Annotated in this window: 14 protein-coding genes; 10 read left to right on the top strand and 4 right to left on the bottom strand. The window is 62.1% G+C overall.

All coding sequences use genetic code 11. The annotated features are described in order from the left end of the window. Positions 1–54: 54 nt before the first annotated feature. The 6 genes from BM438_RS19965 to BM438_RS19940 all read left to right on the top strand — a co-directional run bounded on the left by BM438_RS19965 (position 55) and on the right by BM438_RS19940 (position 8,303). Positions 55–1,194 (top strand): polysaccharide biosynthesis/export family protein, encoded by a 1,140-nt coding sequence (locus BM438_RS19965; RefSeq protein WP_093636535.1) that lies wholly within the window; start codon positions 55–57, stop codon positions 1,192–1,194. 49 nt (positions 1,195–1,243) lie between these two features. Then, the gene (locus BM438_RS19960; protein WP_093636532.1) at positions 1,244–3,478 is read left to right on the top strand and encodes a polysaccharide biosynthesis tyrosine autokinase; all 2,235 of its coding nucleotides are present in this window, start codon (positions 1,244–1,246) and stop codon (positions 3,476–3,478) included. A gap of 81 nt (positions 3,479–3,559) precedes the next feature. Beyond that, positions 3,560–4,678, top strand: a complete 1,119-nt coding sequence (gene gmd, locus BM438_RS19955) for a GDP-mannose 4,6-dehydratase (protein ID WP_093636528.1) — start codon at positions 3,560–3,562, stop codon at positions 4,676–4,678. Between the two features lie 5 nt (positions 4,679–4,683). Next, positions 4,684–5,643, top strand: a complete 960-nt coding sequence (locus BM438_RS19950; protein WP_093636525.1) for a GDP-L-fucose synthase family protein — start codon at positions 4,684–4,686, stop codon at positions 5,641–5,643. A gap of 112 nt (positions 5,644–5,755) precedes the next feature. Beyond that, complete coding sequence (locus tag BM438_RS19945; protein ID WP_093636522.1) at positions 5,756–6,898, top strand: glycosyltransferase family 4 protein; 1,143 nt, start codon at positions 5,756–5,758, stop codon at positions 6,896–6,898. A 55-nt stretch (positions 6,899–6,953) separates the two neighbouring features. Then, positions 6,954–8,303, top strand: coding sequence for a glycosyltransferase WbuB (locus BM438_RS19940; protein WP_093636519.1), 1,350 nt, complete (start codon positions 6,954–6,956; stop codon positions 8,301–8,303). Between the two features lie 31 nt (positions 8,304–8,334). On the opposite strand, the gene BM438_RS19935 is transcribed toward BM438_RS19940, so the two are convergent. Continuing rightward, positions 8,335–8,832 carry a hypothetical protein gene (locus BM438_RS19935; protein ID WP_093636516.1) on the bottom strand — a complete coding sequence of 166 codons (498 nt, stop codon included), beginning with the start codon at positions 8,830–8,832 and terminating at the stop codon, positions 8,335–8,337. 176 nt (positions 8,833–9,008) lie between these two features. Between BM438_RS19935 and BM438_RS19930 the strand changes: the two genes are divergently transcribed. The 3 genes from BM438_RS19930 to BM438_RS19920 all read left to right on the top strand — a co-directional run bounded on the left by BM438_RS19930 (position 9,009) and on the right by BM438_RS19920 (position 14,420). Beyond that, positions 9,009–9,629 (top strand): LbetaH domain-containing protein, encoded by a 621-nt coding sequence (locus tag BM438_RS19930; protein ID WP_093636513.1) that lies wholly within the window; start codon positions 9,009–9,011, stop codon positions 9,627–9,629. A 207-nt stretch (positions 9,630–9,836) separates the two neighbouring features. Beyond that, a complete protein-coding gene (locus BM438_RS19925) occupies positions 9,837–11,579 on the top strand; it encodes an FAD-dependent oxidoreductase (RefSeq protein WP_093636511.1) in 1,743 nt (580 codons plus the stop codon). A 420-nt stretch (positions 11,580–11,999) separates the two neighbouring features. Next, positions 12,000–14,420 (top strand): glycosyl hydrolase family 95 catalytic domain-containing protein, encoded by a 2,421-nt coding sequence (locus tag BM438_RS19920; RefSeq protein ID WP_093636508.1) that lies wholly within the window; start codon positions 12,000–12,002, stop codon positions 14,418–14,420. Positions 14,421–14,531: 111 nt separating this feature from the next. Here BM438_RS19920 and BM438_RS19915 read toward each other — a convergent pair whose 3' ends face one another. Then, positions 14,532–15,749, bottom strand: a complete 1,218-nt coding sequence (locus BM438_RS19915) for a glycosyltransferase (RefSeq protein ID WP_093636505.1) — start codon at positions 15,747–15,749, stop codon at positions 14,532–14,534. Next, positions 15,746–17,239, bottom strand: a complete 1,494-nt coding sequence (locus BM438_RS19910; protein ID WP_093636502.1) for an O-antigen ligase family protein — start codon at positions 17,237–17,239, stop codon at positions 15,746–15,748. Before BM438_RS19910 ends, BM438_RS19915 begins: the two co-directional genes overlap by 4 nt. Positions 17,240–17,521: 282 nt before the next feature. Between BM438_RS19910 and BM438_RS19905 the strand changes: the two genes are divergently transcribed. Continuing rightward, positions 17,522–18,670 (top strand): acyltransferase family protein, encoded by a 1,149-nt coding sequence (locus tag BM438_RS19905; protein WP_093636625.1) that lies wholly within the window; start codon positions 17,522–17,524, stop codon positions 18,668–18,670. Between the two features lie 104 nt (positions 18,671–18,774). Here BM438_RS19905 and BM438_RS19900 read toward each other — a convergent pair whose 3' ends face one another. Beyond that, complete coding sequence (locus BM438_RS19900) at positions 18,775–19,965, bottom strand: glycosyltransferase (protein ID WP_093636499.1); 1,191 nt, start codon at positions 19,963–19,965, stop codon at positions 18,775–18,777. Between the last annotated feature and the right edge of the window lie 71 nt (positions 19,966–20,036).

The following is a 20,036-nucleotide window of genomic DNA, read 5'->3' as shown; positions in this document are numbered from 1 at the left end:
CACGCTGGGCTCTACCTCCCCCGAGGACAGTCCCTGGCGCAAGGAGGAAACACCATGAGCTCGCTTGGTATACGCACGGGAAGTCTCGTGATTTTCACAGTTGCAACAGTGCTTTCCGGATGCGGAATCGTACCGGGTCAACAGATGATTACCCCAGCCGCGGTTCAGGACACGGGTGGGGACTACAGCACGGAAGCGTCGCAGCAACAGCAGATTCCGATTACTGACATCAACCTCGCGCTGCTGCGCAAGATGAACGCGACGCAGACGGCCACGACGCTGCCGCCGCAGACAACCGCGCTGTTCGGCAAACCGACCTCTTACAAGGTCGGCCCGGGCGACGTGCTGCAGATCGTCGTGTGGGACCACCCGGAGCTCGCCGCCGCGCTGGGCCAGCCCGCGCAGAACGCGAAGACGTCGGACGCCGCGCCTGGTTTTCTGATCGACGAAAACGGCGACGTGCAGTTTCCGTATGCAGGCACGGTGCACGTGGCTGGCAAAGACGTCGGGACGATCCAGAAGGATCTGCACAAGCGTCTGAGCAACGTGTATCAGAAGCCTGAGGTGACGGTACGGGTGGCCTCGTTCCGCAACGCGCAGGTTTATGTCGACGGTGAAGTGCGCACTCCTGGCGCGCAGTCGGTCACGGACATTCCGTTGTCGTTGACGAGCGTGATCAACCAGGGCGGCGGCTTCAGCCCGAACGCGGATCGCAGCCGCGTTGAGCTGATCCGCAACGGCGTGACGTATCCGCTCAACGTGGACGACCTGATCAAGCGCGGCCGCAATCCGTCGGACATCTATCTGCAAGCGGGCGACATCGTGCGGGTGGCTTCGCGCGAAGACAGCGGCGTGTATGTGATGGGCGAAGTCAACAAGCCGGCGACGATCCTGCCGATGCGTAACGGCACGCTGACGCTTTCGCAGGCCATTTCCGATAGCGGCAGCTTCGACTCGAACACGGCGGCGGCCAGACAGTTGTTCGTGATCCGCAATTCGACCAGCGAATCGCCGCAGGTCTACCACCTCGATGCGACCTCGCCGGTGTCCATGATCCTCGCCAATCAGTTCGAGCTTCAACCGAAGGACGTCGTGTATGTCGGTCAAGGCGGGCTGGTCCGCTTCAACCGTGTGCTGAACCTGCTGCTGCCGGCGATCAATGCGGCTGTAACGGGTGCCGTTCTTGCGAAATAACAACCGTGCAACGTGACCATGAACCGCCGGGCTTTGTTGGGTGAACAAAATGGCAATTAATTTCGAAAACCGCTATACCGACGTGTCCGGACCGGACGAGCTGCACCTGTCGGATTATCTGCGCACGATCGTGAGAGGTTGGCGCACGATCGTGATGGTGACGCTGATCGCACTCGCGCTGGGGTGCGCGTATGCGTTCCTTGCGCCGCCGACTTACCGCGCAGATGTGCTGTTCCACGTTGAGGACAAGACAGCCAATGCCAATGCGAACGGCAAGGATTCCTTGCCGCCGCTCACCGGCATGTTCGACACCAAGCCCTCGACGGCGGCGGAGATCGAGTTGCTGAAGTCGCGTCTCGTCACCGAGGAAACGGTCAAGAATCTGCACCTCGATATCACGGCTTCGCCGCGTTATATGCCGTTCATCGGCGGGATGATCGCGGGCCTGGTGAACGGGCAATGGGGCTTCAAGTTGCCGTCATTCATCAACGTGTCGGGCTTCGCATGGGGTAACGAGAGCATTGCCGTGTCGCGTTTCGACACGTCGAAGGACTATTACGACACGACCTTCACGCTGATTGCGGGCGATGCGGGTTCGTACGTGCTGCGCGACAAGAACGGTATCGCGATTCTCTCCGGCCACGTCGGCGAGACCGTGCAAACCGACACCGCCGACGGCCCGATCGCGTTGCATGTCGACAAGCTGGTCGGCGAACCTGGCGCGCGTTTCGAGCTGCAGCGCGCTTCGACGCTGGGCACCGTGGACCGCCTGCAAAAGGCGCTCGTGGTGGCCGAAACCACGCTGCAGTCCGGCGTGATCCGCACCAGCCTCGAAGGCGGCGACCCTGCGCTGACGGCGGCGATCGTCAACAGCATGGCGCGCGAATTCGTGCGTCAGGACGTGGAAAGCCGTTCGACCGAAGCGGAGCACATGCTGGCCTTCCTCGACCAGCAACTGCCTGGCTTGCGCAAGGAACTCGACGACGCTGAGCAACGCTACAACAAATTCCGCAATGCGCACGGCACAGTCGATCTCGGTGAAGAAAGCCGCCTATTGCTTCAACAGGTCGTCGACAACAAGACGAAACTGCTCGATCTGCAGCAGCAACGCGCGGAGATGTCGCAGCGCTTCACGGCGAATCACCCGGCGGTAGCCGCGCTCGATGCACAGATCGCGGCGTTGCAGGGCGCAGCGGCCACTATGAACCGCAGCGTGGCTGTGATGCCGGACACGGAGCAAACCGCGTTGCGTCTGCTGCGCGACGTGCACGTCGACACGGAGCTCTATACCAATCTGTTGAACAGCGCGCAGCAACTCCGGGTGGCGAAAGCCGGCCAGGTAGGCAATGTGCGGGTGGTTGACTTCGCCGAAACGCCTGACGAGCCGGTGCGCCCGAAGCGCGTGCTGGCGATCCTGATCTCGCTTGGCGGCGGCTTGCTGATCGGCATCATGCTGACCTTCTTCAAGCGCGCGATGTACGGCGGCGTGGAGCGTCCGGACGAGCTCGAAGCAGTGCTCGGCGTGCCGGTGTTCGCAATCGTGCCGCGCAGCCAGACGCAACTGCGTTTGCAGGAAAACGTCATGCTGCGCCGTCGCGGGCTGCATGTGCTCGCGCAACAGGCGCCGGAAGACATCGCGGTGGAAGGCGTGCGCAACCTGCGGACATCGTTGCAGTTGTCGCTCGATCATGCTGAGAACAACGTCGTGATGATCACGGGTTCGCGGCCCGATACCGGCAAGTCGTTCCTGTCGGTGAATCTGGCGGCGCTGGTGGCGTCCGCGAACAAACGGGTGCTGATCATAGACGGCGACATGCGGCGCGGCGACGTCCATTCGCATTTCGGCATCGCGCATCAGCCGGGGCTCTCGGACGTGCTGAGCGGTGGCGATCTCGCGTCGATGGTCCAGCGCGACGTGCTGCCTGGACTCGACGTGCTCGCCAAGGGCACGCTGCCCTCGCATCCATCTGAATTGCTGATGAGCAAGCGTTTCCAAACGATGCTCGACGAGTTGAAGTCGCACTACGACATCGTGATCGTCGACACACCGCCGGTGCTTGCCGTGACCGATTCGACGGTGATCGGCAAGTACGCCGGTACGACGCTGCTGGTGGTGCGCCATGGCCGCCATCCGCTGAACGAGATTGCCGAGACGGCCAAGCGGCTGCTCAACGGCGGCGTATCGCTCAAAGGCGTGCTGCTGACCGATGTGCCTCAGGAAGGGGCATTCCTCGGTTCCGGCTATCAAGGCGGTTATTACGGATACGACAGCATCGCGGGTTGATGTGACGGCCCCGATGACGGGGCCGCTCATTCAATCGTGATGTTGCACTGGCATTGCAAAGTTCAACGAAAGGAGGGGTTCATGAAACGCAAGGTCGCGCTGATCACCGGCATTACTGGACAGGACGGGTCGTATCTTGCCGAGCTGCTGCTCGCCAAGGATTACGACGTACACGGCATCAAACGCAGGTCATCGCTGTTCAATACGGACCGGATCGATCATCTCTATCGCGACCCGCACGATCCCGACCAGCGACTCTTCCTGCATCACGCCGACCTGACCGACTCGACCAGCATTCTGCGCGTGATTCAGCGTGTGGAGCCCGATGAGATCTACAACCTCGCGGCGCAGAGCCACGTGGCGGTTTCGTTCGAGGAACCGGAATACACCGCTAACGCCGATGGCCTCGGCGCGTTGCGAATTCTGGAAGCGATCCGCATCCTGGGGCTTCAGCACAAGACGCGTTTCTATCAGGCCTCGACCTCGGAGCTGTACGGCCTCGTGCAACAGGTGCCGCAGTCCGAGACCACGCCGTTCTATCCGCGCAGCCCGTATGCGGTCGCCAAGCTGTTTGCGTACTGGACCACGGTCAATTATCGCGAAGCGTACGGGCTCTATGCCTGCAACGGGATTCTGTTCAATCACGAATCGCCGGTGCGCGGCGAGACCTTCGTGACGCGCAAGATCACGCGCGCTGTGGCGCGTATCGCGGTGGGCATGCAGAAGACCTTGTATCTCGGCAATCTGTCGGCGTTGCGCGACTGGGGTCATGCGCGTGACTACGTCGAGATGCAATGGCGCATGCTGCAACAGGAACGGCCGGAGGATTACGTCATCGCCACCGGCGTGCAGTACAGCGTGCGTGAGTTTGTCAAGCATGCCGCCGCTGAGTTGGGCGTCACGGTGCGTTTCGAAGGCACCGGTGTGGATGAAGTCGGCATTGTCGAAAAGGTGGAAGGGCGCGAAATCAAGATGTCGCCCGGCGATGTGATCGTGCGTGTCGATCCGCGCTACTTCCGGCCAGCCGAAGTCGAGACGCTGCTGGGCGATCCGTCGAAAGCCCATGCGCAGCTCGGCTGGAAGCCGACCACGCCATTCAGTGCGCTCGTCAAGGAAATGGTGCGGTCGGACTATCAGATTGCGAGACGTGACGCACTTGTCACGCTGGCCGGTTTCACGGCACTGGAACATCACGAGTAACGGCGATGAACAAACAAGCACGCATCTTCGTGGCGGGCCACCGTGGCATGGTCGGCTCTGCGCTGGTCCGGCGGCTCAATGCCGAGGGTTATCACAACGTCATCACGCGCTCGAGGGCGGAGCTCGATCTCAAGGATCAGGCTGCCGTGAACGGCTTCTTCGAGCGGGAAAAGATCGACGTGGTGCTGCTCGCGGCCGCGCGCGTGGGCGGCATTCTCGCCAATGCGTCGCAGCCGGGTGAGTTCATTTATGAAAACCTCGTGATCGAAACCAACGTGATTCACGCTGCGTTTCGCGCGCAGGTAGAGCGGCTGGTGTTCTTCGGTTCGTCGTGCATTTATCCGAAGCAATGTCCGCAGCCGATCCGCGAGGAGTATCTGTTGACCTCGCCGCTCGAGCCGACCAACGACGCTTACGCGATTGCGAAGATCGCCGGCCTCAAGCTGTGCGAGGCGTACAACCGCGAATACAACACCCAGTACGTCTCGTTGATGCCGACCAATCTGTACGGCCCCAACGACAACTACGACCTGAACAGCAGCCATGTTTTGCCGGCTCTGCTCAGGAAGGCGCACGAAGCGAAGGTGAACGGCTCCGCGACCTTGACGGTGTGGGGCTCGGGCACGCCGCGCCGCGAGTTTCTGCATGTCGACGACCTCGCCGCGGCGACGCTCTTCGTGCTCGAGCACAACGTGACAGAAGGCCTGTTCAACGTCGGCGTGGGCGAAGACCTGTCGATTCGCGAACTGGCCGAATGTATCTGCAAGGTGACCGGCTTCGAGGGTGAACTCGTATTCGACGCGTCCAAACCCGACGGCACGCCGCGCAAGCTGCTGGACGTTTCGCGGCTCGCGCAAATGGGTTGGCACGCGACCATCGGCCTCGAAGAGGGCATCACGTCCACGTATCGGGAATTCGTTGAATTGCACGCCGGCTCGACCGCCGCCGCCGTCATGCACGTTTAGGCGCGCATTGAAGGCTGCTGGGCGCGATTCCGGCAATGAGGGAGCGCGTGGAGCGTTTCGCACGAATAGCGTGCAGCGCACACAGGGACGATTTTCGAGGAGTGGCATAAAAATGACTGCGTCAGTCACGATCTTCCACAACGTCGTATGGTCGCGTCACAAGGGTGTCGTGTTCTCCGCCTTGCATAAGATCTCGGCATCCGGCGCGATTCGCTACTCGATGGTGCAGATTGCGGATACGGAGCACGACCGGGTTGGTTTTTCGGACGTCGACTATTCCTACCATCGCTATCCGATGCAGAAGCTGTTCGACGGTTGCTACGAAGATGTGCCGACGATGAAGATGATCGCGCGGCTCACGTGGGAAGTGTTGCGGACGAAGTCGGATCTGATCGTCCTGCCGGGCTACCACCGTCCGGAATACTGGGCGATGCTGGCGGCGTGCATCGTGACTGGCAAGCGGCGCGCGGTGTTCTGCGATTCGACCGCGCGCGACCGGCCTAAAAAATTGCTGACGTCGATTCCGAAGCGCGTGTTCTTTTCGCTCTGTGATGGCTATTTCGGTTTCGGCGAACGTAGCCGCGAGTATCTCGAGTCACTCGGCGCGAAGCGCGACAAGATTTTCGTGCCGTGCCAGGCCGCGGCAATGCCTGGATCGTTTTCGCCGGAGCGTGCGCTGGTCGAGCGGGTCGCGGCACGCGCCGGCAATCAGCCGGTGTTTCTGTACGTCGGCCGTCTCTCGGAAGAGAAGGGCATCGGCACGCTGATCGAGGCGTTCGCCGGGTTGCGGCGCCGCATTCCTGCAGCGAAGTTGCGCATTGTCGGCACGGGGCCGATGGCGGACGCGCTGCAGGCGAAGGTGGCCGATCTGGAACTGGGCGACGCCGTCACTTTCGCCGGCAGTTTGCAGGACGAGCCGCTCACTCGCGAATATTACGGCGCGACCTGCATGGTGCTGCCGAGCTATAGCGAACCGTGGGGACTCGTCGTCAACGAGGCGCTCGCGCATGGTTGCCCCGCGGTGGTCAGCGAGAGTTGCGGTTGTGTGCCGGAACTGGTGATCGATGGCGTGAGCGGCTATGCATTTACGGCAGGCGATGTCGCCGGATTGCAGCGCACGATGCTCAAGGCGATGGAGGCATTCGCCGACGCCGGCGGCACGGCGCGCCGTTGCATGGATGTGATTCGCCGTTTCGATCCGCCTTCTGCCGCCGCCAATATCGCGCGTGGCTGTGCGCTAATGCTGAGCGACTGAGGCGCCTCACGGCCCCGTCGCGCATGCGAAGCTCTAACTCGTCCTGGCAGTCACAATGAAGATCCTGATCTACGGCATCAATTACGCGCCCGAACTGACGGGGGTGGGTAAGTACACCGCAGAGATGGCCGTGCTTCTGGCGAGGCGTGGCCACGAGGTTCGCGTGGTGTGCGCGCCCCCTTATTACCCTGAGTGGCGCGTGGCGGCGGACTATGTGTCATGGCGGTATCAGCACGAAACGCGCGACGGCGTGACGATCTGGCGCGCGCCGCTATGGGTGCCGGCGCGTCCGAGCGGGCTGAAGCGGATGCTGCATCTGGCGAGCTTCGCGGTGAGTTCGTTGCCGCTGCTCGCCCGGCAGATGCTATGGCGCCCCGATGCCGCGATGCTGATCGCGCCGACCCTGATGTGCGCGCCCGCTACGCTGGCGCTCGCGCGTCTCGCGGGCGCGAGTACGTGGCTGCATATTCAGGACTTCGAGGTCGATGCCGCTTTCGATTTGGGTCTTCTGAAAAGCTCGCTCGCAGCACGCGTGGCGCGCTGGATCGAAAGCACGCTGCTGCGCCGCTTCGATACCGTGTCGTCGATTACGCCGCAGATGAGTGCGCGCGCGGTGGTCAAGGGCGTTAAGCCTTCGCGGGTTGTGTGTCTGCCCAATTGGGTCGACGTAGCGACCATCTTTCCGCTGACGCGCGCGAGCGACTATCGGCGCCTGCTGGGCATTCCGGCTGGCCAGAAGGTGGTGCTGTACTCGGGCAACATGGGCGCGAAACAGGGTATCGAAACGCTCGCCGATGCGGCGGCATCGCTCGCTGCACGTACCGACCTCACCTTCGTTTTCTGTGGCAGCGGCGCGGCGAAAGAGAGTTTGCTCCAGCGCTGCGCAGGATTGACGAACTGCGTGTTCATTCCGCTGCAACCCGTGGAACGTTTGAACGAGTTGCTCAATCTCGCCGACATTCATGTGCTGCCGCAACGTGGCGACGCCGCGGATCTGGTGATGCCGTCGAAGCTCACCGGCATGTTCGCGAGCGGGCGCGCTGTGGTGGCGATGGCGCGGCGCGGCACGGCTCTCTACGACGCAGTGGTGCCGCGCGGCGTGATCGTGCCGCCGGATAACGTCAAGGCGTTGGCGGCAGCGATCACGGTGCTGGCAAGCGATCCCGAACGCCGTGCGGCGTTGGGTAAGGCGGCACGCGATTATGCGGAGCGCGCGCTATCGCCGGAGTCGACGATCGGTACCTTCGAAGCGCGGCTCGCGACCCTGATTTGTGACACATGTGGCACGAATGCGCGTGGCAAGCATACGAACGTGGAGACGCCGTATTTCGGCGGCCCGAGGCCGTCAGCCACGGTGGCCCGGCGGCGCAAGCCGGCTACAACGGAGGAAGCCGCGCCGGATTGATCCGGCACGCGGCCATCTCATGAATGCGATATCACCACGGGGATTTGTAGACGGCGTGCTTGCCCGCATCGAACGGATCGGCGTAAGTGGTTTTCGCCGCGCCATCGGGCATCAGGCGCTCGGCTGCATTCGTACCGCCCGGCTGGCCGGCCACGCGCACCTTACCGTTGCCGGCGGCCTGCGCCTTGTTGGGCTGCTTGCGCACGGCAGGCTGCGCTCCGCCCAGCACCGTCATGCGTTGTTCGTCGAGCAGGGCTGCCTGCTGGGCGTCGGCGGTATTGCCTTGCTGCGCGTCTGGCGAGCCGTAGTCGCGTGGAGCGCCGAGCAACTGCGTTTCGCTGTTGCGATTCGCCGCCCGCGGCTTGGCGCGCGCTGCAGGAGCGGGGGTGCCGTAGCTGGTCGCAGCGGTAGCGGCAAGAGCCGGTGCAGCGGGCGCGGGCGCTGCTGCGTTCTGCGCGAGCGCCGGTACGGCATAGGTCGCGATGGCGAGAAGCAGAGCGGGTGTTATGTGCCGGAACGGAATGGTCATCGGATGCCCCAGGAAGATGCGGTCGCAATAGAGCTATCGTGCGCCAACCGGTACGCGTGCAGCCGCCAAAACGCTTGCTCGTACGGCCATGAAGGCGGGTTCAGTAAGGAGTCGAAACATAATGTAAGCGTGATGCGCGGGTATGTCGATTGCCGTTCGTGGACTGGAGAAATCTGATGGGTAACGCTGCCGACGATCCGCAGATCGGGCGTATGCCGGAAGTCGAAGGCGTTCGCGAGGATGGCCGTGTCATCGATCTCAGTCTGGCTGGAAAGGGGAACTATCGCGCGAAGCGCGGCGCCCTGATCGAGCTCATCTGGTTTGTCGTGGAAGCCTGCCTCATCAACAACAAACTGCTGCCGCTCTCGTCGGTCCGCGTTGCGCTATTACGCCTCTTCGGCGCGAAGATCGGCACGGGTTGCCGCTTCGTGCATCCATTGCGCGTGAAGTCGCCGTGGAACCTGGAGGTAGGGGATAACTGCTGGTTCGGCGTCGACGTCTGGATCTACAACCAGGCGCTAATCCGCATCGGCTCGAATGTCTGCATTTCCCAGGGGACGTTCCTCAGTGCCGGCTCTCACGATATGAGCACGACGATGGATCTGCGCGTCGCGCCGATCGTCATCGAGGACGGTGTCTGGATCACGTCGAAATGTGTTGTGCAGATGGGTGTGACGATCGGCCGGTCGGCCGTGGTGACGCCGTTGTCCGTCGTGCATCGTTCGCTTGATCCAGAGGGTGTGTATGGCGGAAATCCATGTCGTTTTATCCGGAACCGTTTCGATTCCGTGACCTGAAGCACAGAGAGAGAACCGCAGCGTTTGTACGCTGAGGAGGCCAGGTCGTTGACAAGCCGGAATGTCGATCGATGCCTTTGATCGACACCTGCGGCGACGCCGGAGATGCGTTCGGCAACGACGTGTGCGTGGTTTGCTTGCCAGCCCCGGTTGGATAAGTAGCCGGTTTGACGCACTCAGACATGCATGAAGAAGATGGGAGTAGGGATGTTCATCGATACTCGCACTGTTGAACACAATACGGTCATTGAAACGACGGTCTGCATCATCGGCGGAGGTGTGGCCGGCATTACGCTTGCGTTGGAGATGTCGAGGGCCGGGGTCGACACCTGCATGCTCGAAAGCGGGGGCTTCGGGCCTGATGACGAAACCCGCGACCTCTATCGCGGCGAAAACGTCGGACTTCCCTATTCGTTCGCGGACGGCTCGCGCAGCCGTTATTTCGGCGGCAGCAGCAACTGCTGGGGCGGCTGGTGCCGCCCGCTGGATCCGTGGGACTTCGACAAGCGCGACTGGATTCCGCACAGCGGCTGGCCGTTCGGACTCGACGAACTGGCGCCGTACTACGCGCGTACGCATGAACTGCTGAAGCTCGGCCCGCAGAATTTCGACCCTGCCTACTGGGAGCGCGAGATCGGACGCCATGACGTGCGCCGCATACCGCTTGCGACCGGCGATATGCGCGATACCGTCGCGCAATTCAGCCCGCCTGTGCGTTTCGGCAAGGCCTATCGTGACGAACTCTCACGCTCGGCGCGGGTGCGCGTGTTTCTGTATGCGAATGTGCAGAATATCGACGCCGATGCTGACGGCACGTCCGTTTCGCGGCTTCAGGTGGCGACCATCAGCGGACGCAAGATGACGGTGACCGCGAGGATTTTCGTGCTCGCCACGGGCGGCATCGAGAATGCGCGGCTTCTGCTTGCTTCGAACAACGTGCAGGCGGCGGGTCTCGGCAATGCCAACGATCTGGTAGGCCGCTACTTCATGGATCATCCGCGGATGATGTCCGGCAAGGTGCGTTTTCGCCCGGGCAACGCACGCAATAAGCTGTACGACATCAAGTATCACTATCAGAACGCCGCGGTGTCCGCGCACGGCACGAAGATCTCTTCACAGTTCGCGCCGAAGCAGGAGTTGATGGAACGCGAGAAGCTGCTGAATTCGCGCGTGTGGCTCTATTCGCGCTGGTACGGCGAAGGAACGGCAGGGTCCGAGGCGCTGATCCACTGCAAGGAAGCGCTGTTGCAGAAGGATCAGCCGGGCCGCAGTCTGAAAACCGATGTCGCGACGATGATCGCGCATCCGTTGCACACCGTAGGCTACGGTTTGACGCGGCTGTTGCAATGGCCCGCGTTGATCACCGACGTGACCTTGCAGGCGATCGTCGAAGCGGTGCCCGATCCCGATAGCCGGGTCACGTTGTCGGCCGACAAACGCGACCGGTTCGGCATGCCGCGCGTGAAGGTGGAGTGGCGTCTGGGCGAACAGGTGCAACGCACCTTCGACAAAACGTTTGCGTTGCTCGCGCTGGAGTTGCAGATGGCGGGCATTGCTGATGTCGAACTCGACGCGCCGCTCGAAGGCCGCCGTTGGCCGGCAAAGCTGGAGGGCACGTGGCATCACATGGGCACTACGCGCATGCACGATTCGCCACGCGAAGGCGTGGTCGATCGCGATTGCAAAGTGCACGGCATGAGCAATTTTTATGTGGCGGGCAGTTCGGTGTTTCCAACCGTCGGCGCGAACTTTCCGACCATCACGATCGCCGCGCTTGCGTTGCGCCTCGCGGGTCATCTGGTGCGGCAGCTCGATGTGCCGGATATCGTCGGCAATACGCGGGGTGACGCCGCCAACAGTTCCCTGATGTCGATGCAGACCCAGCAGCCTCAAGTCGAAACGCTGCCGATCGCAGCCTCGACCTTGACGCCGTTGATGAAGGAGCAGTGAAGAACAATCGGTGACAGGGCGCCCCTCGCGGCGCAGTCACCGGTGATATTGATTTTGACCGATGCAGCCTGCCGACCGCAGCCTGCATCGCGGCAAAGCGGTCGCCCGACTGCTTTGCCGCGACGATATTTCGTCATCCTGCTCACATAGCGGGAAACGCCTCCTGAAGTTCATTCACTCCCTACCGATTATTTCAGCGCTTCCACCCGTGCACCGCGAGCGTTTTGCAGATGCACAAAACGCTCGCCGGACCGATCACGTATGTCTCCCCGCCAGACCGACAGCCCAATTTCGGTGTCGCTTTGCTGCGCGCGTACCGAGGGAAAAGCCTAATGTCTGGAGAATCCCTGTTAAGTGCATATTTGCACAAAATATTTATAGGTGGATTTCTCGGGGAAACTTCGCGAACCAGGAGACAGGATGAAAACGTCCGTAAACCAGAAGCGTCGCAGGCTCCTCAAACTCGGCGGTGCAGCCGCCATCCTGCCGGTGGCAGGCGGCGGCACCGGCAACTATGCGGCGATCAGTTCCGCACAGGCCAGCGAAACCGGCACTTCCCCGAGTACCGATTCCCTCTCCACTCCCGCACAAGCCGCTTCACCGCTCCTCTCCGCCGATCAGGCGCTGCTGTTCCAGTACGATCAACCCGCCGTCGAATCCAGCATCCAGTTTCAGGGCCTGCCGGTCGGCAATGGTCGTCTGGGTGCGCTGGCAGGCGGCGCAAGCGAGAGGGAAGCGCTTTACCTGAACGAGATCACGCTATGGTCGGGCAGCAAGGACGTCGTCGACCTGGCCTATACGACAACCGGCATGGGCACCTACCTGTCGCTCGGCAAGCTCTATATCGATCTGCCTGCTCACGCCGGCGCCACGAGCTACCAGCGCTCGCTCGACATCAGCAATGCGCTCGTGCGCACGCAGTACAGCGTCGGCGGCAGGACCTACCGGCGCGAGATCTTCAGCAGCTTTCCCGACAACGTGATCGTCGTGCGGCTCACCTCGGACGGCGGCACCTATAACGGCACCGTGTCGCTGATCGACGGGCAGGATACCCAGACCGTTGGCGAGTCGAATCATGCACTGTCGTTCTCGGGTTCGGTCAGCGGTAGCGGAGAGCTGTACGCCACGTACCTGTCGGTCATTCCGGATGCGGGCGTCGCGCGGTTCAACTCCGCCACTGGGCAGATTACGCTGCAGAATTGCCCTGCGCTCACGATCATCGTTGCGGCACGCACCGACTACACCGGGCGTTACGTCGACAGTTACCTGACGGGCATCAACCCGCGCAGCGCCACGATCGCAGACGTGACGAACGCCGCGGCTCGGGGCTACTGGGATCTTCTGTGGCGCCACGTGCGCGACTATCGCGGTCTCTTCGGGCGCATGGAGCTGAACCTCGGCACCTCGAGCGCCGCGCAGAGGGCGCTGACAATCCCGGCCCGGTTGCAGGCGCGCGGAGCGAACCCTGCGCTGGCCGATCCCGAACTCGAAGCGATGTACGTGCAGTTCGGACGCTACCTCACGATCTCGTCGTCGCGCGGCTCGATGCCTGCGAATCTGCAGGGCTTGTGGAGTACGACGAACAATCCGCCGTGGATGGCCGACTACCACACCGATATCAACGTGCAGATGAACTACTGGCTTGCCGATCGCGCGGGATTGCCGGAGTGTCAGTTGCCGTTTGCCGATTACGTCACCGGGCAATATCCGTCGTGGGTCCAGTCCACCCGGAATCATTTCAACGATGCCGCCAACGTGAATTACAGCAATTCGAACGGCAAGGTGGCGGGCTGGACGGTGGCGATTTCGACCGGCATCTACGGCTCGCTCGGCTGGGACTGGAGCCCGCCGGCGAGCGCATGGTATTGCCGCACGCTGTGGAATCACTACCAGTACACGCTGGACAAGCGCTATCTGGCGAACATCTACCCCGTGATGAAATCTGCCTGCGAGTTCTGGCAGGCGCGCCTGATCCGGGATCCGGCGACGGGGCTGCTCATCGACGACAAGGACTGGTCGCCGGAGCAGGGACCTCACCAGCAGCTCGGCATTACCTATGCGCAGGAACTCGTTTGGGACCTGTTCACCAACACGGTCGCGGCGAGCCAGTTGCTTGGCAAGGACGCGGATTTCGCGCAGACACTTGCGACGCTGAAGTCGAACCTCTATCTGCCGAAAGTGAGCCCGACGACCGGCCAGCTTCAGGAATGGATGAGCGACAGCGTCGTCGGCGAAACGGGGCACCGGCACCTGTCGCCGTTGATCGGGTGGTTTGAAGGCGAGCGCATCACGCTCGACAGCGATCCGAAACTCGTGGCCGGTGTAAAGGCCCTGCTCACCGCGCGCGGCTTCAACTCGTTCGGTTGGGGACTGGCATGGCGCATCGCCTGCTGGGCGCATTTCCACGATGCCGCCACCTGCTATTCGATGATTCCGAAGCTGTTGAACTACTCGGCGGGTAACGACGGGGTGAACGGCACGTTTGCCAATATGTTCGACGCCTACGCGCTGTCGAGCAACTCGTCAGCATTCCAGATCGATGCGAACTTCGGCGGTCCGGCGGCGATATTAGAGATGCTGCTGCAAAGCAGGATGGATCGCATCACGCTGCTGCCCGCGTTGCCGTCGCAATGGGGTACTGGAAGCGTAAAGGGGCTGCGGGCGAAAGGCGGGTTTGCGGTGGACCTCGCGTGGAGCAGTGGCACGTTGTCGTCCGTCAAGCTCACCAGCGTGGGAGGGACGCGGACAAACCTGTACTACGGCAACGCTTCGCGTGCGGTCGTGATCCCTGCGAATGGCACGGCAAAGTTCGACGGCAGACTGCAGCCGGTTTCCTGGTAGCCCCAAGTCGAAACCCTGCCGATCACAGCCGCGACGTTGACGCCGTTGAAGGAGTATTGAAGAGCAGCCTGTGACGGTGCGCGCCTCGCGGCGCGCGCCGTTATCCCAACCTCACTGGCTTGGTTGAGTCGTGGCTTCGCGCAGCGTGCTGAGCGTGTTTGCGCGCGTTTCGCCGATGCTGCCTTTCGTTTCCAGCAGCGCGGTCAACGCGTTGACCATGGTCTCGACCCGGAAGCGTGCTTCGAAAGTGTGAACTGCCTGAGCGCGCATGGCGGCGCGCGCGGTGTCGTCGAGTTCGAGCCAGCGCACGAGATTCTTTTCCGTACCGTCGACCGTATCGGCGGCCACCATCCCCGCACCGTCCGCTTCGATCTCGCGCCACACGTTGACCTTGTCGGAGATCAGCGCCGGCAGTCCGCAGCCGAGCGCCTCGGCAACCGCTACGCCGAAGTTCTCCTGATGCGAGGGCAGAACGAACACGTCGCTTGCATGGAACGCGCCCCACTTGAGATCGCCTTGCAGCATGCCCGGCAGGCTGAGGCGGTGCGCGATGCCGGCTGCCTGAGCCTGGGCGCGCAAGCTGGCCACCCAGCCGGTCTCGTCGGGACCGGCAATCATGAGATGCAGCGACGGGTCGCGGCCGGCGATACGCGCGAACGCATCGATCAGCAGATCGCAGCCCTTCTTCGCGTGCACGCGGCCGAGAAACAACACGATGCGTTTGCCGCGTAAGCCGGGGACGGCTTGCAGGAACGCTTCGCGCACAGACGCTGCGTCGAGCGGCGGCACGGTCGCGCCGTACGGCACGATCTGCTCATGCGCGCGGTACAGCCAGAACGATTGACGGGCGCGCGTACGCTCTTCCTCTGTCGTAAAGATGACGGCGCGTGCATCGCGCAGTACGCGGTATTCGGCCCACGGCCAGTACAGCCACTTCTTCAGATGCTTGAGCGGGTAAGCCTGTTTGAACCAGGGGTCGAGCATGCCGTGCACGTACACGTAATAGGGCACGTCGCTTTGGCGCAGCGCTTTCCATGCCGCGAAGCCGTGGTACTGCCACAGGCCGTGCACGATGACCGCGTCGAAGCGCTTCGCGTTGGCCGCGATCCACGGTGCAAGTTGCGCGCTATAGCTATAGCGGCTGGTGACGGGGCCAAACGCGTGGACCGGAAACGGAAAGGACGCGAGGTAGGTGTCGCCGGGCGCGTCGCAGGTGGCCACTTCAATTTCGTGCCCGGCGTCCTGCATCGCCGCGCCGCTTCGGCGAACGCCTTCAACCGGGCCGCCGGCGCGGGGATCGACGCTTGCAAGCAAATGGAGAATTTTCATCGGACGATATTCCGTCGATTGGTGTTTCGCGTCGACGTGGTGTGCGACACGAGGGCACCGAACTGGCTGGAGCCGGGCGCGGTGCTTGCCGCGTGCGACATGCCGAGGGTCGTCGCGAGATCCGCGCGACCCATGCCGGGCTGGATTCTGCCCGGCAATTCAGGCATGGCGGCCGGGTGCAAATGCGGGGGCTTAGGTGCGCGCTTCACACGAGCCGGCAGTGCGCGCTGCAAGCGCGCGTGCGTGGCGATCATCAGGCCGAGGGCAATGCCGAATATCAGCCCGGAAAAACGCGGCCCGAGCGGATTGCCACCGATCGACGTAGCCGGCAGCGCGGCGAACAGCATGATGGCGCGGCCCAGCACCGGAAGCATGGGCGCGTCGGGAACCACCACGCGCCAGTAGCGGTAGGAGAAAAAGCAGATTACCAGCGCGGCCAGGCTCGCCAAAGGCATGGCGATGCCGAACAGCAGTCCACCCGCGAAGAGCTGATAGACCCAGAAATTGTGACCCGCCGGCCATTCGTTGATCGCGTAAAAGTCTTTCTCGCTGATCTGGCCGGCAAGGTCCGGCAGATAGACGGGGGAATAGCGGTAGTAGTGCCCGTAGCCTTCGCCGAACAGCAGCGTTTCCGGCGAGGACGTCACCTGGTCATACTGATCGCGCATCTCGGCGAGACGGGTGATCGTGGTTGGATCCTTGCCGGTGACGGTTTCTTCGGACGCGAAAATGCGCTGCGTCCAGTGCTCGGTGACAGTCGGAAAACTCACTGCCACGATGCCGACTACGCCGGCGAGCACCGCGCCGGTTATTACGCTGCGGGCGGCCGTGCGCCAGATAAGCTGGATCGACGGTGCGCTCAGTGCCATCGCGATCAGGAACAGCAGGACCGTACCCACCAGCAAACTGCGCGTCACGCTCAGCAGCTCGACGATCACGCTGACTGCGAACACTGAGACGGTGAAAAACGAAAAGCGTTTGGCGACGACGAATTCGTGCAGTAGCACGCCTTGCAGCCCGAGCAACGTCACCGAGATGATACGAAAGCGCGCATCCTCGAGATCGCCGCTTGTGGCGAGGCCATAGACGAAGGTAAACAGGAGACAGATCACGTTGGCGACAAACAGCGCTTTCTCGAACTGCGCGATTCTGTATTCGCTCCACGGACGGCAGGCTACGAGATAGCCCAGCAAAAACAGCAGGAACGGCAGAAGAACGCGCAGATAGTTGCCGGTGTCGTTATCCTGAACAAACTGGGCGACGATGCTGCCGAGCACGCATAGCAGCACGCTGAAGGTGACCACCGAGCGCAGCCGCGAGCCGTTGTGAAAGCGTGGCGCGATCAGGGCGAGAGCGAGCCCCGCGGCGATCACGGGAATGACGAATATGAACTGGACGAAGTGGCCTACGTTGGCGTCGGGCGCTTTATAGTCCAGCGCAAGCGGTAACAGAAATAACCATATCCAGAGCGTCGCATACTGATGGCGCATTGCTGATTCCTCCCCGTGCTGTCGATCCGCCGTCGGTCTAAAGCGGACGGTCTCGCATCGGGTCATTGTGCGGGAATATCCCCGCGTGGCCGCTCTGCGCACCCCTTTTCGTCGCCGTTTGCCTGGGTTCTGGCGACAGTGGCAAGGGCGCTCCCTGCAAGACGCGCGCACACTTGCTGATGTTGTCGGCCAATGCCTTGATGTTGGCGCGCACGCACGCGTGCCGCCACCGAAGATGCAAAAAGGGACATGCGCCCACGAATGGTGACAGGGGAGAACAACATGAAATTATTCGGCGGGGCGAGACCCTCAACAGCCGGGCGAGCCATCGAGCTGGATTTCGTGCGGGGCATCGCCATTATCATGGTGATGGGGTTTCACTTTCATGCCGTTCAGACCGGCAATTTCCTGATTGAGATCGTTGAATATCCCCTGAAGAATTTCGGGCGGGAAGGCGTCAATCTGTTCTTTACGCTGAGCGGTTTTCTGGTTGGCGGCCTGTTGCTTCGACAGTACGCCGAAACCGGTAACGTCGACGCCAAGCGCTTTATTGTCCGGCGGATTTTCCGCATCTGGCCCGCGTATTACGTGTTGATCGCGTTTCATGTACTGGCCGGACGCCATCCGTGGAATACCTTTCTGGTCCAGAACCTGACCCACCTGCAGAACTATCTGGGCACCTCGATTACGCAGACCTGGAGCCTCGCGGTCGAAGAACACTTTTATCTTGTGCTGCCGGCACTGTTATTGCTGTTCGCGCGCTGGCGCCTCAGTGCGTGGACGATCGTCGGCGTGCTCACGGGAATCTGCGCGGTGGTGCTCACGGCGCGCTGCTTCGCGGTGGCGGGCGGTAACCTGGAAGGCGCATTCGCGTACACGCAATACCGCATCGACAGTCTGCTGGTCGGCGTGATTCTGTCCGCGATCTACTGGATGAAACCAGGCGTCTATCATCAGATCGCGAAGCGCAAATGGCTGCTGATCGCCAGCGTCGTGGTGCTGTGCGCGTGGCTCGCCCTTGCGACGAAACACATCGCGCTCGACGAAAGCATCGGCTATACGATTCAGGCGCTCGGTTTTGCCGCACTGATCGTGTTCGTGCTGGAGTATTCCGGATCGTTCAAGACGTCGTGGGTGTATCGCGGGATTGCCTGGATCGGCCTCTATTCGTATGGTATTTACCTGTGGCATTCGCTTGCGCTCGCCCCGGGCGACATGCTGATTCACAAAATGACCGCCATGGGTCTTGCGCCGAGCGTCATCTGGATCGTGGCGCTTGCCGCGCAGTTTGCGTTCGCGATTGCGATCGGCTACGTGACCACGCGCGCGATCGAGTATCCGTTCCTGCTGATGCGCAATGCGCTGTTCCCGGCAAAGCGCAACAGCTCGGTGCGGGAAGAAGTGCCAGTTGCGGGCGGCCAGTTGTCCTGAGTACGTTCAAGTTCAACCATGAGCGGCCTGGCCTCGCGCCAGGCGCTCTGAGTTTCTGCCGAAGTGAGGGTGTCTCGACGAAGGCGTGTTGCCGGATCAGGCTATCAGGCCATCTGCTGCAGCAAGGTCTGCTTGAATTGCCCGAGCGTATGCCGTGACAGAAGATCTTCGCGTGCGGCCGGAACGGCCTCGGGCTCGTGCGGCCACGAGGTCATGGTCTCGGTGATCGCCTTGCCGATCGAGGCGGAGCTCAGGTCCTTCAGAATCGGCCCCAGTTCGCAGCGCCGGCTGAACCAGCCGATCAGTCCATCTTCCGTTGCAATGACGGGCTTGCCGAAGCGGTACGCCTGCACGAGCACGCCGCTCATGCCGTAGTGTCCCTTGTAGCCTAGCCAGACTGCGTCGCAGGCGGAGAACAGATCGCGCTCCACGTCGTTTGCAATGAACGAATCGAGCACCAGCGGCGCGGGCGTGAGGCTGCGCACGTGATTGCGCATGAAATGGCGCGTGCCAGCATCCTGCTCACCGGCAACGATCAGCGTGGGCGCATGCTCGAGACGCGTCAACGCGTGGACCAGTTCGTAGATGCCCTTTCGTTCGGTGATCGAGCCGTACACCAGCAGATAACGTTGCGTGGGGTCCAGCCCGAGACGCTCACGGGCCAGCACTGGATTTTCCGCACGCTCGTCCGGAAACGGGTCCGCGACATAGGCGACCGCGGCGCTGTTTTTCGAAGTATTGTGCGCGGCCCATTCCGGCAGAGTCGGGTCGATCGTCAGCAGTGTGCGCAGCCCGACAGAGCGGATTGCGCGCTTGAAAAGCAGCGCCTTGACCGCATTCACAATCGGTCGATCCGGCGACTTGATGCCGACCTTGTGATGATGGAAAGTCGAGCGCATCGTAATGCCGATCCACGGCGTCTTGCGAAACGGCGAACCGAGAAACGGCAATCCATAAAAGAAGTAGTCCACATAGGGCACGACCACCAGCCTGATCGGCTGCGCGTGGCTGACGATGCGATGCACGCGCTTGAAATAGCGGTGAAAGCGCGAATACTGGTTCGACTGGGGCAACAGCCCGCGGGGCCGCTCCTCGGGATCGACGAACGCGATCTGCAGATCCGCGCGGTTCGCGGCGACGATCTGTCTCGCGAGCCGGTGGTCTTCGTTGGCGGATTCCGTGGCGAGGATGCACGGATAGCCGGCTTCCGTGCAGGCCTGCATGGTCCATTCGACATAGCGCCAGCGGTGGCCGGTGAGGTTGGGTTCCACAATCAGGACGTAGTCTTGTTCCATCGATTCAGTGGTCTTCAGTGGTCGAATGTGTTGTGGAAAAGCACCCTTGCGCCGGCTGTCTGAGGCGCTAG

This window comes from Paraburkholderia aspalathi (genome assembly GCF_900116445.1).
Taxonomy (GTDB): Bacteria; Pseudomonadota; Gammaproteobacteria; order Burkholderiales; family Burkholderiaceae; genus Paraburkholderia; species Paraburkholderia aspalathi.
Note: the sequence above shows the minus strand (reverse complement) of the source record. Positions and strands in the feature narration are given on the sequence as shown.